Below are 15,307 nucleotides of genomic sequence, written 5' to 3' on the forward strand. Positions count from 1 at the left end.
CCCACACCCCCCCCCCCACGTGGGCGCCGCGCCGGGGCGCCGCCCCCCCGGCCGGGGGGTTACCCCGGCTGCTTTTGCCAACCCGTGGTGGCGGCCGGCGGGGGGGGCCCGCCCCCCCCCGCGGCAACGTAGGGGCATCGGTCAGAGGTAGGCGCCGACACCGGTTCGGCTGCGGATGTCGCGCAAGGCGTCGTCGACCCGGTTCAAGGTGGTGACCGCGGTGGCGACCCACCCCGTCAGGTCGAGATCGGCGGCGGCGGCGTCGTTCGCGTGGTCGACGAGAGTGCGGACCGTGTCCTGGAACGCTCTGACGCTGCTCGTCAGGCCGCTCTCGCGATCGGGTTTGCGGGCGGCGAGATCGGCGAGCCGCTGGCTCGGGCCGACCAGGGCGCTCGCGGCGTCGGACAGCGTCGCGTTGCCCGTGGCCAGATCGTCGACCGTGCGCCGGATCCGGCCGAGAATCGCCTGGGCGTCCAGCAGAACGGGGTCGGTCGACCGGGTCGTCTCCGTCGCCGACACGTACAGGCCGAGGTCGGGCTCGGAAAGCAGCGGCCGGGCCGCGCCGTCGATGTAGCGGATGAACGACGCGGGCAGGGTTATCTTGCGGGCTCCCAGCCAGATGTTGTCGCGCGGAGGCGCCGATGAACGGGCCTCGGCGACCGCGCGCCGGAACAGCTCAGGGTCGGCCGTCAGATGGTGGTAGAGCTCCTCCCAGTCGCCCCGGGCACTCATGCACTGCAGCGCGAGCAACACGTTCGGATCGAGCGCCTCAATTCTTGACTGCAGCATCTTCAGCTGAAGCAGATACGAATTGATCAGCCGCTTGACCTCGCGCGGATTGACGGTGTCATCGCCGGGCAGATAGGTGAGGTGCCGCCGGACATTCGAATCGAAGTCGGCGCGCTGCTCGGGCGACAGCTCGGAATTTTCGGCCAAGGCTCCGAGGTAGTCGTTCAGTTGCTCCGTGCGGATGCGAGGGAGCGCGAACGGCACCTGGAACACCTTCTTCACATAGTCCTTCACATAGTCGCGGGGTGTCCGGTCCGAATACGAGAGAGGGCCGCTCGCGCCCGCCTGGAACTTCAAGGTGACCGCCCGCTCGACGATCGAGTGATCGAGGCCGGCCACGAACACGAAGCCGTCGATGTCGAAAAACAGCTTCATCGACTCGAGCATCTCGAGGGCCCGGTCCGGCAGGCAACGGTCGAGATCGTCCACGAACACCACGACCCGCCGGAAACCGTGCTGCGAGAACTCCCGGGTGGCATCGTCCAGGGCACGGAACCCGGCCTGGTAGAACGACAGGGCGTGGTGCTCGGTCTCCGGAGCGTCCATGAAGGACTGAAGCACCTTCGCGGGTTCCAGCTTCGCCTCGAGCCCGAAGAACGAGGCAGAGAGGGTCGCGCCGGCGAGCAGCGCCTTGCCCGCGCGGGCCACCGCGGCGGCGGCCTTTCGCGCGGCGCCGGCCTCTTTCTCGTCGGCCACCGACTGGGCGCGGGCGAGAAGCTCGATGCGCAGCAGATCAAGAAGCGGCACGATCAGGTGCGGTTCACGCTCATAACGCCAGGCGTTGAACCACACCGTCACCACGTCGTCGCGCTGCCGCAGCAACCGCTCGATGGTGCGCATCAGGGTGGTTTTGCCGGAACCCCATTCCCCGAAAATGCCGACGGCGAACTGCGGGGTGCTGCTGGAGATCAGGTCGGCCAGGGCGGTGGCATAAGTCGCGAAACCCAGACCGGGACGGGGCGCGGCGTCGTCGAGCAAGACCTTGTATTGATCGTACGCGGCCATCGTGTGCTCCATCCGAAATGGGCAGCGCAGACAGCGGCAGCCTAGCAATGCGGCCGGTCTCTCTCGAGGCGGATATCGGTCAGACGGAGGACGTGATCGGGCCGGCGTATGCAGCGACCTCAGCAGGGAGGCGCGGCGCGGCGCAGGGCGGGCCGGCTCGGTGACGCGCCGCCATGGTCTCAGCGTCCGGATTCTGCGCCGTGAAAGGCCGGGCGATGAGCCGGCGCCCCACGAAAGGCTCGGTCCGTTCACCGGCCGCGACGCGTTCTTTCGGCGCGGCCGGCCCGGCCGGTGGCGCGAGATCCTGACCGAAGAGAACTCGCCGGCGGGGGCTTCCGTGGAATTTCGGGACAGCGGATAACGGCTGGCGGCGCGGGAGCGCTGCGGTGGAGTCGCGTCGGGCGGTTGTGCGGGTGGTCGGCCGAGGTTCTGCCGCGCCGGGCAGCCCCCACAGATCGAGCTCATCGCGGTGGGCCGGCGGCGGGGTGACCAGGTGCTGCCGCAGCGCGCCGGCTGGCGCGGGTCGAACTCGTTTATGCGGGCGGAGCGAGGCAGATGACCGCGGCGTTGGTTCTTGTCTTCAGCGCGTTTCCGGTCGTAGTAGGCCCGGATGAGCGGGTCGGACGGGCTGCGAACGCGGACAGGAAGAACGCGCCTTTGCCGGCGTGTTCGCTGCGGATGCAGGTGCCCGAGCGGCGGGTCACCGCAGCGAGTCCGGCGTAGGCGGCCCTGTGCTCTGCGGTGGGGAACGAGCTGCCGTCGCCGACTTCGAGCAGAATCCGGGCTGCGGTCCTGATGCCGATGCCGGGCATCGAGGTCAGGACCGAGGAAAGAGGGGGCACATCAAGCATCCCTTCGACCTGCCCGGCGGCCTGATCACATTGTTTCAGCAGGTCACGCCGGCTTGACGATCTCGGCGAGTTGCGAGCGGCCGGCTTTGCGCAGCCCGGCGGGGCCGCCGCACCGCGACAGCGCTTCGAGGACCGCCGGGTGGCTGCACTCTAGGGACCGGCACCCTCTCCAAGCGCGGGTGGATGGGGTGAGGAGGCCACGGATCCGGTCGGCGATGCGGGGTGACCGCACCGGCGAAGTCGTCGTCGTAGCCGGCCAGCATCTCCAGCTCGGCGAGAGTGTCGTCGCCGACATCGACCCGGCGCAGCGTGTGCGGCAGCGTACGGGCGGCGTCAGCGATCACGAAGGCATCGCGGGCGTCGGTCTTGGCCGTACCGGGGTGCAGGTCCGCGAGCCGCGCATGACCAGACCGGGCAGGGAGCCGACCTGATGCCCGCAGGCCCGGGCGACCGCGACGGGCAGCGCACCGATCGGGGCCGGCTGGTCGACCACAGTCAGGATCCGGCCGTGTCGGCCGAGTCTGTCGAACAGTTTCCACAGCCTGGCCTCGGTGTTCGGCAGCGGCGTCGTGCAGCCGCTTGCCTACCGGGTCGAGGGCGACCGCATGATGGTCGGTCTTGCCGATGTCCCAGCCAGGAACACGCCGTACTGGTTGTGCAGGCTTCGCCTCCCCAAAGTCCACATCGACTCGGCCGCTGGTCAGAGCGTCGACCTGCCGGCAGCCATGTTACGAACAGACCGACCCCAGGGGTGGCCCGGTCTCTCAGCGGTCCGCCGACGCCACTCAGCCCGGCGACAACACCCCCGGATCATGCGAACGGGGGCGGTAAGTCGTACCGGACCGAGCGACCGAGCAGTTCCCGTGCGGAGGGGCGGTGGGCTATTCGCGGGCGGCCAGCAGCGTGACCGGCGGCCGCCGGGTGGCCGACCACGCGGTGATGAGGCTGGTCGCGGCGGTTACCAGGAGGGCGACCGCGCAGAGGGCGGCGATCAGCGGCCACGGCAGGGACAGGGTGGCGTGCCCGGTGACGGCCGACGTCGAGGCGGCGGCCGCGATCAGGGCGCCGGTGGCGGCCACGCCACCCAGGAGCAGGCCGGCGACGGTGACGGCTGAGGACTCGACCAGGGTGGAGCGGATCACCTGGGTGCGGGTGAGGCCGGTGACGCGGGCCTCGGCGAACTCGCGGCGGCGGGCGGCGGCGCCGATGACGATCGAGTTGATGACGCCGATCAGGGCGTAGAGGCCGCCGAGGCCCATCACGACCAGCTCGATCTTGTTGCTGGTGGAGTTGCGGGCGGCGGCATCGGCCTTCAGCCAGGTGTCGACGTCGGAGACCTGGCCGATGCGGGACAGGGCCGAGCGTACGGCGGCCGGCCCTGCGCCGGGTGCGAGGGACACGAAGGACTGGGTCGGGGCGTCGGCCAGCAGCCTCGGCGGGACCAGGCCGGAGGGCAGCAGGAGGTTGGCGCCGCCGCTCATCGTGGCCGGCACGCCGCCCGCGACCGGAAGCACGGTCAGGTCGCCGTCGGGCAGTTTCACCCGGGCGCTGCCGCTCGACGGGACCTCGCCGCCCGGCCCGGCGGCCACGGAGCGGCCCTTCAGCGCGGTCAGGGCGCTGCCGGCGCCGTGCGCTTTCGCGTACGCCGGGGGGTCGATCACCAGGGCGCTGACCGTGTCCGACTCCTCGTCTTCGCCGTGGCCGGTGACGAGCGTGGCCGGCACCGAGGTCTCGGTCGAGGCGGCGGCGACCCCGGGCACGGCGGCGACGCGGGCGCCGACCGGGCCGGTGGCGTCGACGACGAGGTCGGCGTGGGTCTGGGCGCGCATCTGGTCGACGCCGGAGGCGGTGAACGTCGCCTGGGCGCCGGCCGTGCCCGCCACCAGGGCGACCAGGACGATGACCGGGGCGGCGACCGAGGCGCTGCGGCGGCGGGCGTCCCACAGGTTGGCCCGGGCGAGCAGGCCGGTGGCGCCGGCGCCGGTCGGGAGCAGGCGGGCCACGAGCGGCACGATCAGGGGGCTCAGCGCGGCCGCGGCCACCGCGGCCGGCAACGGCACGTTCATGGCCATCGCCGCTCCGCCGTCGACCCCGCCGTGCGGCGCGACGATGACCAGTGCGAGCGCGCCGCCGAAGAAGAACAGCGCGGCGATCCAGCGGGTGACGGTCATGACGCGCGCCGCGTCGCCGGTGTCGCGGAGCGCTTCCAACGGGCGTACGCGGGAAGCGCGCCTCGCGGCAACCGCCGCGCCGGAGACCGCCAGGCCGATGCCGGCTCCGAAGGAGACGGCGAGGATCCACTCGCGCCACTGGCCGTGGAAACCGTCCGGCACGAAACCGAGGGTGCGCAGCAGCCACTCCTGGGTGGCCATCACCGCGAGGCCGGCCGGGACGCCGGCGGCGGCACCGAGACCGCCGAGCAGCAGGGCCTCGCCGAGCAGCAGCCGGCGCAACTGGCCGCGGCTGCCGCCCACCAGGCGCAACAGCGCGAGGTCGCGGCGGCGCTGGGCGACCGTGAACGCGAAGGTCGAGCTGATCACGAAGCCGGCCAGGAAGGTGGCGATGCCCAGCACGATGCCGAGCATGGAGACGACGGCCGCGATGTTGTCGGAGAACTCCAGGCGGGCGGTGGCGCTCAGGACGGCCGGCGGATCCATGGTGGCGGCCGAGATCAGCAGGAGCAGCGAGGACTGGACGAGAGCGACGCCGAGGGTGACGGAGACGAACGCGCCCGCGAACAGGGGCCAGCGCTCGGCCAGGCCGGCCCGGCTCAGGCCCATCATCGCGCGGCCTCCCATCCGGCGAGCCGGTCGGCGACCTCGCGGGCGCTTCCGCCGGCCAGACGGTCGACGACCCGGCCGTCGCGCAGGAAGACCACGGCGTCGGCCCGGGCCGCGGCGAGCGGGTCGTGGGTGACCATGACGATGCTCTGGCCGGCGTCGGCCATGCGGCGCAACAGGTCGAGCACGACCCGGGCGGCCGACGAGTCGAGCGCGCCGGTCGGCTCGTCGGCGAACAGCACCTCGGGCCGGGTCACCATGGCCCGGGCGATCGCGACCCGCTGCTGCTGGCCGCCGGAGAGCTCGCGAGGCTTGTGCCGGGCCCGGTCGGCGAGGCCGACCGCGGCGAGAGTCTCTCGCACTTCCGACGTACGCGGGCGACGGCCGGCCAACCGCAACGGCAGCGCCACGTTCTGCGCGGCGGTCAGTGAGCCGATCAGGTTGAAGCTCTGGAACACGAAGCCGATCCGCGTGCGCCGCAAAGCGGTCAGCTCGTGCTCGCGGGCCGTCGTGAGGTCGGTGTCTCCGATGAGGACCTGGCCGGCGTCGACCCGCTCGAGGCCGGCCGCGCAGTGCAGGAGGGTGGACTTGCCGGAGCCGGACGGCCCCATCACGGCCGTCCAGCTTGCCCGGGGAAACTGCAGTGTCACGTCGTCGACGGCCCGGACCACGGCGCTGCCCCGGCCGAAGACCCTGGTCACGCCGCGCAGTGTCACGGCCGCGTCAGCCCTGGTCATGGTCGTTGTCGTCATGGCTATGACGCTAGGGTGGCGGGCGGCCGGGGTCATTGGGGGAGGCCGCCCTCCTTGCGGTAGGGCTAGCCGTACCCCGCTGGTGTCTCAGAGGCGGAAGCCGCCGCTGGCCTCGATGCGCTGGGCGGTGATCCAGGCGGTGTCGGGGGAGGCGAGGGCGGCGACCGCCGGGCCGATGTCCTCGGCCTGGGCGATCCGGCCGAGTGCTGTCATGCCGCTCATCGCGGTCTGGGCCTGCTCGCTGTTGCGCAGGTAGGCGTCGGCGAAGTCGGTCGCGACCGGTCCGGGGGCGATCGTGTTGACGGTGATGCCGCGGGCACCGAGTTCGGTCGCCCAGTAGCGGGTCAGCACCTCGACGGCGCCCTTCATCGAGGCGTAGACGGCGTAGGGCACCGTGACGAAGCGGGCCAGGCCGGTCGAGATGTTGATGACGCGGCCGTTGTCGGCCAGCAGCGGCTGCTCGCCCGGGGCGGCCGTGGCGAGGGCCTGGGTCAGCAGGTAGACGCCCTTGTAGTGGACGGCGAAGAGCTGGTCGATGGTCGCCTCGTCGGTCGCGCCGAGCACGGTGTTGCCGGAGAATCCGGCGTTGTTCACGAGAACGTCGAAGCTGTCGCGGCCCCAGCCCTTGAGGACCGCCCGCAGCGTCTCGGTGAACTCCGGGAAGTCGCCGGGCACGCCGGTGTCGAGCTGGATCGCCTCGGCGGTACGGCCGCGGGCGGCGACGGCCTCGATCACCTCCCGGGCCTCGTCCGCGTGCGACCGGTAGGTGAAGACGACGTCGACGCCGGCTCCGGCGAGGGCTTCGACGGCGGCCCGGCCGAGGCCACGGTTGCCGCCGGTGACGAGCGCGATCTTGCTGGGCATGGGTTGCCTCTTCCTGTTTTTCGACGGCTTCCTGTTTTTCGACGGCGCGGTCGGCCGTTCTGTATTGATCGTGGACCGCTGGTCGGCGGAGAGGCAGGACCCGTTTACCCAGGGTTCGGCAGTCCCTGGGTAACGCTGAAAGGGCGGAGCCCCGATGGGTGTCGCCAAGTGGCGGTGGGCGCGCCGCACCGTGGCCAGAGGTCCAGGACGGCCTTGTGGTTGATGTTGTCGCCGGATGCGGGTTCCGGGCTGGGGTGGCCGGCTGGTCGACCACGACCACGTCCAGCACCGAACCGTCGCGGGCGGGTTTGTCGAACACCTCCCGCAGGCGGGTCTCGGTGGTGACCACTGCTTACCGCCCCGGCCGACCGCGACCGGGTGGTGATCCTCCCCCTGCCCACCGCGAGCCCGGGGAACACCTGGTGTCGCCGTGCACTGCATCGGCCGCCCGGCCGCGCCCTGCCTGCCGATCGCCGATGTGGCATCGACACCCGGCCGCCACGTCACGAGGAGATCTATGCGCCGATGTCGCGCTGCGGCCTTGACCCGCCGCTCTCGTCGCGTGCGGCAGCGGCGCAGCCGGGGGCTGGGAACGTGCGGTTGGGGAGTTGGTCGGGCGTACGGAAAAGGGTTTTAAAAGCCGATGTCGAGGCCGGCGTAATTTTCGGCCAGGCCGCGCGCACCCGCCTCGCTCGAGGTGACCCAGCGGAGTTGGGAGAGCTGCAGTTGGGCGTCGAACTCGTCGCCGGAGGCGTGCAGCATCGTCGTCATCCACCAGGAGAAATGGGTGCAGCGCCAGACCCGGCGGAGGGCGTCGTCGGAGTAGGAGCCGGCCGGGCCGGCATTGTTTTCGCGGAGCCAGGCGGTCAGGGCGCGGCTCAGCAGGGCCACGTCGGCGATCGCCAGGTTGAGGCCCTTCGCGCCGGTCGGAGGCACGATGTGGGCGGCGTCGCCGGCCAGGAAGAGGCGGCCGTGGCGCATCGGGGTCTGCACGTAGCTGCGCATCGGCAGCACGCTCTTGTCGGTGATCGGGCCGGGGGTGAGTTTCCAGCCGTCCTGGCCGTGGCCGAGGCGGGTCGCCAGCTCGTCCCAGATCCGCTGGTCGGGCCAGTCGCCCGGGTCGGTGCCGTTGGGGACCTGGAGGTAGAGGCGGCTGACGGTGGGGGAGCGCATGGAGTGCAGGGCGAAGCCGTTGGGGTGCCAGGCGTAGATGAGTTCGTCGGTCGAGGGGGCCACGTCGGCCAGGATGCCCAGCCACGAATAGGGGTAGGTGCGTTCGTAGTGGTGGGCGGGGACGGCGTGGCGGCTCGGGCCGAAGGAGCCGTCGCAGCCGGCGATGACCTGCGCGTCGAGCCGGGCGCTGCGGCCGGATTTGTCGGTGTAGGTGAGGTAGGGGGCGTCGGTTGCCACGTCGTGGAGGACCGTGTCGGTGACCTCGTAGACGACCTCGGCGGTGCCGGCGGCCACCAGGTCCTTCTGGACCTCGGTCTGGCCGTAGACCCAGACGCTGCGGCCGGTCAGGTCGACGAAGTCCAGGTGGTGGCGTTCGCCGGGCCATTGCAGGTAGACGCCGCGATGTTCGTGGCCCTCGGCGTGGAGGCGCTCGCCGAGGCCGGCCTCGGTCAGCAGTTCGACGCTGGAGTGTTCGAGGATGCCGGCGCGGATGCGGGAGGCGACGTAGTCCTGCGAGCGCGTCTCGACGACCACCGAGGAGATGCCGCCGCGGGCCAGCAGGTGGGCGAGCAGCAGGCCGGCCGGGCCGGCGCCGACGATGGCGACCTCGGTTCTCATCCTCCAAGCCAACGGCAGTGCGGGCCGACCGGCAAGGGCCTATTTCCACCCAGCGGAAGCCAGGGTGCGGCTGATGCCGCGAGCTGCGACCTGCAGGGCGGAGACGAGGCGGGGCTTGTCGCGGCGAAGGTCGGCGACGACGATGCCCAGGGCGGCCACCACCTCGGTGCCCGAGGAGACGGGGACGGCTATCGAGCTGGCGCCCAGGCTCATCTCGTCGCCGGTTGTGGCGTAGCCGTCGAGGCGGACGCGTTCGAGTTGAGCTACCAGCCGTGCCGGGTTGGTCAGGGTGTATGCCGTGACGCGCGACAAGTCGGAGAGAACGGCCTCGATGACCGGCGGCGGGGCGAAGGCCAGGAGGACCTTGCCGACCCCGGTCGCGTGCATGGGCAGGCGCGAACCGATCTTGCTGACCACCGGCACCGACACGTGGCCCGACAGCCGGTCGACGTAGAGCACCTCGGTTCCGTCGCGGACGGCCAGATGAACGGTCGCGAGCGTCGCGCCGTAGAGGTCGTGGAGGAACGGCGACGCGGCCTGCCGCAGGCCGGACTGGACCGGCGCGAGCAGCCCGAGGTCCCACAGCCGCCGGCCGATGACGTATTCGCCGCCGGGCAGCCGGTCGAGAGCACCCCACTTCTGCAGCTCGGCGATCAGCCGGTGGGCGGTCGCGAGGGGCAGGCCGGCCCGCTTCGCCAGCTCGGTCAGGGTCAGGCTGCGGTGGTCGGGATCGAACGCCCCCAGCACGTCGAGCGCGCGCGAGGTGACGCTGGGCGGCATCATCGGGTCCTTCCACTGAACGGAAGGCAAGTATCGCGCCCGGCCACTCCAGCGCCTAGCGTCAGCCAGGTGGACACCCAGGCCGACATCAACGCGGAGATCGCCGCGCGGGCCGGGGAGAAGGGGTCGCAGCCGCGCCTCGACTACCCGCCGTACCGCAGCAGCGTGCTCCGCCACCCCATCCACGAGCCGCACCCGGTCGACCCGGAGGGCGTCGAGCTGTGGGCGCCGGTCTTCGGCCACCGCGACGTCGGCGACGCCGAGGCCGACCTGACGATCCAGCACGCGGGCGAGCCGATCGGGCAGCGCATGACGGTCGGCGGCCGGGTGCTCGACGGGGACGGCCGGCCGGTCGCCGGTCAGCTGGTGGAGATCTGGCAGGCGAACGCGGCCGGGCGCTACTGGCACCAGCGCGACCAGCATCCGGCGCCGCTCGACCCGAACTTCACCGGGGCCGGGCGCTGCCTGACCGGCCCCGACGGCTCCTACCGGTTCACGACCATCCGGCCGGGAGCCTACCCGTGGCGCAACCACCTCAACGCGTGGCGGCCGGCCCACATCCACTTCTCGCTGTTCGGCACCGACTTCACCCAGCGGCTGGTCACCCAGATGTACTTCCCGGGCGACCCCCTCTTCGAGCTCGACCCGATCTTCCAGTCGGTGACCGACCCGGAGGCCCGCGAGGCGCTGATCGCCGCCTACGACCACGACCTGACCACGCCCGAGTTCAGCGCCGGCTATCGCTGGGACATCGTGCTGACCGGCAGTCACCGAACCCCGTTGGAAGAGGACGCCGAGTGAACCCGTCGCCCGGACAGACCGTAGGGCCGTTCTTCCATCTCGGGCTGCCGATCGACGGCGGCAACGAGCTGGTGCCGTCCAGCGCGCCGGACGCGATCCGCCTGCACGGGCGGGTCCTCGACGGCGCGGGCAACCCGGTGCCGGACGCGGTCGTCGAGATCTGGCAGGCCGACCCGGAGGGCAACGTCGTCCAGGAGCCGGGGTCGCTGAGCCGCGACGGCTGGATCTTCACCGGCTGGGGGCGGGCCGCGACCGACCCGGACGGGCACTACTGGTTCTCCACGGTCGAACCCGGCCCGACCGGGGCCGGGCGGCCGCCGTTCTTCGCGGTCACGGTGTTCGCGCGCGGGCTGCTCGACCGGCTGTTCACGCGGGCCTACCTGCCGGGTCCGGAGCTGTTCGGGGCCGACCCGGTGCTGTCGGCGCTGGCTCCGGAGCGCCAGGCCACGCTGGTGACGATCCGTGAGGCGCGGGGGCTGCGGTTCGACATCCGGTTGCAGGGCGAGGGGGAGACCGTGTTCCTCGGCTACCCGGGGCAGCGACAATCTTGGGCGTGACCGATCTGTTGTGGCCCGGTGATCACCGGGCCGGAGATGTGTTCAGCGACCGGGCATTCGTGGCGGCGATGATCCGGGTGGAGCAGGCGTGGCTGCGGGCTCGGGGATTTGACGGAGACATCAGATATGTCGGCGACCTCGAGGCCTTGAGCATCGCCTCGGAGGAAGGTGGCAATCCGGTCATTCCGCTTCTCTCCGGAATCTCTGATGCGCCGCCGGAGCTGCATAAAGGCCTGACCAGTCAGGATGTGCTCGACACGGCTTTGGCGCTGTGCCTTCGCGATGCGGCGGCCCGGATCCGCGACGATCTGGACAGATCGGTCATCGCTTGCGCGGCGCTGGCCGACCGGCACCGGCACACCCCGATGGCCGGGCGCACGCTCACCCAGCACGCCATCCCGATCACTTTCGGACTCAAGGCGAGCGGCTGGCTCCAGGGACTCCTGGACGCCCGCGACCGGCTGCCCGACACCGACCTGCCCATCCAGCTGGGCGGCGCGGCCGGCAGCCTCGCCGCGCCGGCCGCCCTCGCGGGCTCACCGGAGAAAACCCGCGAATGGGTCACGGCGGCGGCCCAAGACCTCGGTCTGACCGTACGCGCGCCCTGGCACACCACCCGCAGCCCGGTCACGGCCGCCGGTGACGCCCTGGTCACGTGCACCGACGCGTGCGGGCACCTGGCCAACGACGTGCTCCTGAGCGCCCGCCCCGAAATCCACGAGCTGACCGAGAGTCCGGAGGGCGGCCGCGGCGGTTCCTCGGCCATGCCCAACAAGCAGAACCCGGTCCTCGCCATCCTGATCAAGCGAGCCGCCCTCGCCGGGCCGCCCCTCGCCGCGACCCTGCACGCCGCCGCCGCGGCCGCGGTCGACGAGCGCCCCGACGGCTCCTGGCACGTCGAGTGGGCCACCCTGCGTACGCTGGCCCGGCGTACGGTGGTCGCGGTCTCCCAGACCGCCGAGCTGCTGTCCGGCCTGCGCGTCGACGCCGGCGCGATGGCGTCGACGCTGGCGGCGGCCCGCCCGGGAATCGACGCCGAGCAGCGCAAATACGACGACGGCGACGGCTCCTACCGCGGCGCCACCGACGAGATCATCGATGCCGCGCTGGCGCGGGCCGCTCCGCAGAGAGGTGAAGGATGATTCTCAGCACCACGGTGCTGGCCGACGCGCCCGGGCGGCCGCTGCTGCTCCTCGGCCCCTCGGTCGGCACATCGGCCGACACGCTGTGGGCCCGCTGCGCGTCCCGGATGCGCGGCGACTTCCACATCGTCGGCTGGGACCTGCCCGGTCACGGCCTCAGCGCGCCCGCCACCTCCGGCTACACCATGGCCGACCTGGCCCGCGCCGCGCTCGCGGTCGCCGACGAACAGCGCCCCGGCCAGCCCTTCCACTACGCCGGCGACTCGATCGGCGGCGCGGTCGGCCTCCAGCTGCTGCTCGACGCCCCCGACCGGGTCATGAAGGCCGCCGTCCTCTGCACCGGCGCCAAGATCGGCGAGGCCGCGGCCTGGCACGAGCGGGCCGCCCTGGTCCGCGCCGAGGGCACCGAGGCGGTCGTGGCCGGCTCGATCGAACGCTGGTTCGCCCCCGGCTTCATGGAGCGCCGGCCGCAAGCCGCCGGCGCCCTGCTCGGCGCGCTGCGCGCGACCGATCCGGAGAGCTACGCCTACGCTTGCGAGGCGCTGGCGCTCTTCGACGTACGCGGTGAGCTCTCCCGCATCGAACAGCCCGTCCTGGCGGTCGCGGGCGCCCACGACAAGCCGACCCCGGTCGCCGGCCTCCGCCTGATCGCCGACGAGGTCCTCGACGGCCGCCTGGTCGTCCTCGACGACGTCGCCCACCTGGCCCCGGCCGAACTGCCCGACGGCGTGGCCGCGCTGCTCGACGGCCACTTCGGCGACGACCCCGGCGTGGCGGTCCGGCGGGCCGTCCTCGGCGACGCCCACGTCGACCGGTCCCAGGCCGGCACGACCGAGTTCACCCGCGACTTCCAGGACTACATCACGGCGTACGCCTGGGGTGGCATCTGGACCCGCCCCGGCCTCGACCGCCGCAGCCGCTCGATGATCACCCTGACCGCGCTGGTGGCCCTCGGCCACCAGGAAGAACTGGCCATGCACGTCCGCGCGGCCCGCACCAACGGGCTGACCGACGACGAGATCAAGGAAGTGCTCTTGCAGACAGCGGTCTACTGCGGCGTCCCGGCCGCGAACACGGCCTTCCGCATCGCGCGGAAGGTGCTCGCCGAATGACCGCCTCGGCCCACACCGCCGCCGAGGCGGTCACCGCGGTCGAGGACGGCGCGACCGTGCTGATCGGCGGGTTCGGGATGGCGGGCATGCCGGTCGACCTGATCGACGCGCTGATCGAACACGGCGCCGGCGATCTGACGATCGTGAGCAACAACGCCGGCAACGGCGACACCGGCCTCGCCGCGCTGCTCGCGGCGGGTCGCGTACGCAAGGTGATCTGCTCGTTCCCGCGCCAGAGCGACTCGTGGGTGTTCGACGGCCTGTACCGGGCCGGGAAAATCGAGCTCGAGGTCGTGCCGCAGGGCAACCTCGCCGAACGGATGCGCGCCGCCGGGGCCGGGATCGGCGCCTTCTACAGCCCGAGCGCGGTCGGCACCCCGCTCGCCGACGGCAAGGAGACCCGCACCATTAACGGCCGCGAATACCTGCTCGAATACCCGATCCACGGCGACGTCGCCCTGATCAAGGCCCACCGGGCCGACCGCATGGGCAACCTGGTCTACCGCAAGACCGCCCGCAACTTCGGCCCGGTCATGGCGACCGCCGCCCGCATCACGATCGCCCAGGTCAGCGCGATCGTCGACGTCGGCGACCTCGACCCCGAGGCGGTCGTGACCCCGTCGATCTACGTCGACCGTCTGGTGGAGGTGCCGGCATGAGCCTGTCGCGAGCCGAAATGGCGGCGGTGGTGGCCCGGGACATCCCGGCCGGCTCCTACGTCAACCTGGGCATCGGCCAGCCGACCATGGTCGCCGACTACCTTTCGCCCTCCCAGGGCGTGGTGCTGCACACCGAGAACGGCATGCTCAACATGGGCCCGCTGGCGACCGGCGACGCCATCGACCCCGACCTGACCAACGCGGGCAAACAGCCGGTCACCGAACTGCCGGGCGCCGCCTACTTCCACCACGCCGACTCGTTCGCCATGATGCGCGGCGGCCACCTCGACGTCTGCGTGATGGGCGCCTTCCAGGTCTCGGCCGGCGGCGACCTGGCCAACTGGCACACCGGCGCCCCCGACGCCATCCCGGCCGTCGGCGGCGCCATGGACCTGGCAATCGGCGCGAAACAGGTCTTCGTGATGATGAGCCTGTTCGCCAAGGACGGCTCACCCAAATTGGTCCCGGCCTGCACCTACCCGCTGACCGGCCGGGCGTGCATCCGGCGGGTCTACACCGACGTCGCGACGTTCCTCATCGAGCCGGACGGCGTCCGCGTCCGCGACACCTTCGGCATCACCTTCGACGAGCTGGCCGCGCGGCTGGAGGTGCCGGTCACGCAGGCGTGATCTGATGTTCAGCTTCCGCCGGCCGCTCCTACGCGTGGTTGGGAGAGCACTTCACCCGCCGTGACGGCCGACCGGACTACCGACTCCTCGTCACCCTCGCTCAGGGCGCGGCACTGCACCACCTCGACGAGCGGAACGACGTCGAAGATCTCTGGCACTCGCGCTCGAATCAAGAGGACTCCGTGGCATCTGGCACAACGGCCATGATCGCGGTCTGGCCCTATGACCACGTTCGTGATCAGGTTTGGCGGCTTCCGCAGATCTAATTCTCATGGCACCGCAAACCGATGATTCCATTGCAGTGCCGATTTGGCATGATCGACACGCCGGTGGGGCTGACATCTTCCGGTCGGGGTGCGGGAAAATAGCCTATGCCGCAGCTCGAGTTCTTTTCCCGGTCGCAAGTGGCGTCGTGGCGTGATCGGACTGTGGCGCGCAATTATTCGCTCGAGGCTGAGCGGTTTCGCCGGGAGCACGAGCGGCACCGTGAATGGGGTCTGCGGCAGCGGCACGGTCGCCGGGCGATGAACCTGCGTCTCTACGGTGACGTCGTCGCGCCGGGCGATCGAGCCAGCGGCGGCCGGACATCCGAGCGCTCAGCCCTGGTGTCCGAGCCGGCCCGCACCGAGCAGTCGCCAGCTCACGCTTCGACCGGGAACGTCTCCCGCGGTCGGGTGCTCGCCGGCGCCGAGGCGGGCGCGGTCGATCCGGACGATAAGACCGCTCCTGCGGGAACTGCTGCGTCGACCGATCACGACGTACCAGCTGGTCGGGCTGTGCCTGCTGGTCGGGCTG

The 15,307-nt window shown here is 71.6% G+C and carries 13 protein-coding genes and 2 pseudogenes; 7 read left to right on the forward strand and 8 right to left on the reverse strand.

The features are described from left to right. Positions 1 to 141 precede the first annotated feature (141 nt). From AB0M88_RS22930 to AB0M88_RS22960, 7 genes and pseudogenes are all read right to left on the reverse strand, one after another. Complete coding sequence (locus tag AB0M88_RS22930) at positions 142 to 2,259, reverse strand: P-loop NTPase fold protein (protein ID WP_364105335.1); 2,118 nt, start codon at positions 2,257 to 2,259, stop codon at positions 142 to 144. A gap of 80 nt (positions 2,260 to 2,339) precedes the next feature. Next, positions 2,340 to 3,306: pseudogene (locus AB0M88_RS22935) on the reverse strand (IS110 family transposase); the annotation flags it as partial. 220 nt (positions 3,307 to 3,526) lie between these two features. Continuing rightward, entirely contained in the window at positions 3,527 to 5,428 is a 1,902-nt protein-coding gene (locus AB0M88_RS22940) for an ABC transporter permease (RefSeq protein WP_364105337.1), read from the reverse strand. Next, positions 5,425 to 6,162 (reverse strand): ABC transporter ATP-binding protein, encoded by a 738-nt coding sequence (locus AB0M88_RS22945; protein WP_364105485.1) that lies wholly within the window; start codon positions 6,160 to 6,162, stop codon positions 5,425 to 5,427. The genes AB0M88_RS22940 and AB0M88_RS22945 overlap by 4 nt, the downstream gene beginning before the upstream one ends. Before the next feature lie 102 nt (positions 6,163 to 6,264). Next, on the reverse strand, positions 6,265 to 7,041 hold the full coding sequence (locus AB0M88_RS22950; protein WP_364105339.1) for an SDR family oxidoreductase: 777 nt from the start codon (positions 7,039 to 7,041) through the stop codon (positions 6,265 to 6,267). Positions 7,042 to 7,674: 633 nt separating this feature from the next. After that, on the reverse strand, positions 7,675 to 8,832 hold the full coding sequence (locus AB0M88_RS22955) for a 4-hydroxybenzoate 3-monooxygenase (protein WP_364105341.1): 1,158 nt from the start codon (positions 8,830 to 8,832) through the stop codon (positions 7,675 to 7,677). A gap of 39 nt (positions 8,833 to 8,871) precedes the next feature. Continuing rightward, positions 8,872 to 9,615, reverse strand: a complete 744-nt coding sequence (locus AB0M88_RS22960; RefSeq protein WP_364105343.1) for an IclR family transcriptional regulator — start codon at positions 9,613 to 9,615, stop codon at positions 8,872 to 8,874. Between the two features lie 66 nt (positions 9,616 to 9,681). On the opposite strand from AB0M88_RS22960, the gene pcaH reads away from it, so the two are divergent. The 7 genes and pseudogenes from pcaH to AB0M88_RS22995 all read left to right on the forward strand — a co-directional run bounded on the left by pcaH (position 9,682) and on the right by AB0M88_RS22995 (position 14,512). Then, the gene (pcaH, locus tag AB0M88_RS22965; RefSeq protein WP_364105345.1) at positions 9,682 to 10,413 is read left to right on the forward strand and encodes a protocatechuate 3,4-dioxygenase subunit beta; all 732 of its coding nucleotides are present in this window, start codon (positions 9,682 to 9,684) and stop codon (positions 10,411 to 10,413) included. Further along, complete coding sequence (gene pcaG / locus AB0M88_RS22970) at positions 10,410 to 10,970, forward strand: protocatechuate 3,4-dioxygenase subunit alpha (protein ID WP_364105347.1); 561 nt, start codon at positions 10,410 to 10,412, stop codon at positions 10,968 to 10,970. The genes pcaH and pcaG overlap by 4 nt, the downstream gene beginning before the upstream one ends. Then, positions 10,967 to 12,112: a lyase family protein gene (locus tag AB0M88_RS22975; RefSeq protein ID WP_364105349.1), complete on the forward strand. Its 1,146-nt coding sequence runs from the start codon at positions 10,967 to 10,969 to the stop codon at positions 12,110 to 12,112. The genes pcaG and AB0M88_RS22975 overlap by 4 nt, the downstream gene beginning before the upstream one ends. Before the next feature lie 107 nt (positions 12,113 to 12,219). After that, positions 12,220 to 12,807: pseudogene (locus AB0M88_RS22980) on the forward strand (alpha/beta fold hydrolase); the annotation flags it as partial. 42 nt (positions 12,808 to 12,849) lie between these two features. Continuing rightward, on the forward strand, positions 12,850 to 13,224 hold the full coding sequence (gene pcaC / locus AB0M88_RS22985; RefSeq protein ID WP_364105487.1) for a 4-carboxymuconolactone decarboxylase: 375 nt from the start codon (positions 12,850 to 12,852) through the stop codon (positions 13,222 to 13,224). Beyond that, entirely contained in the window at positions 13,221 to 13,883 is a 663-nt protein-coding gene (locus tag AB0M88_RS22990) for a 3-oxoacid CoA-transferase subunit A (RefSeq protein WP_364105351.1), read from the forward strand. Before pcaC ends, AB0M88_RS22990 begins: the two co-directional genes overlap by 4 nt. After that, on the forward strand, positions 13,880 to 14,512 hold the full coding sequence (locus AB0M88_RS22995; protein ID WP_364105353.1) for a 3-oxoacid CoA-transferase subunit B: 633 nt from the start codon (positions 13,880 to 13,882) through the stop codon (positions 14,510 to 14,512). Before AB0M88_RS22990 ends, AB0M88_RS22995 begins: the two co-directional genes overlap by 4 nt. 8 nt (positions 14,513 to 14,520) lie before the next feature. Here AB0M88_RS22995 and AB0M88_RS23000 read toward each other — a convergent pair whose 3' ends face one another. After that, positions 14,521 to 14,670: a hypothetical protein gene (locus AB0M88_RS23000; RefSeq protein WP_364105355.1), complete on the reverse strand. Its 150-nt coding sequence runs from the start codon at positions 14,668 to 14,670 to the stop codon at positions 14,521 to 14,523. Positions 14,671 to 15,307: the final 637 nt, after the last annotated feature.

Source organism: Actinoplanes sp. NPDC051411 (assembly GCF_040682075.1).
Classification (GTDB): domain Bacteria; phylum Actinomycetota; class Actinomycetes; order Mycobacteriales; family Micromonosporaceae; genus Actinoplanes.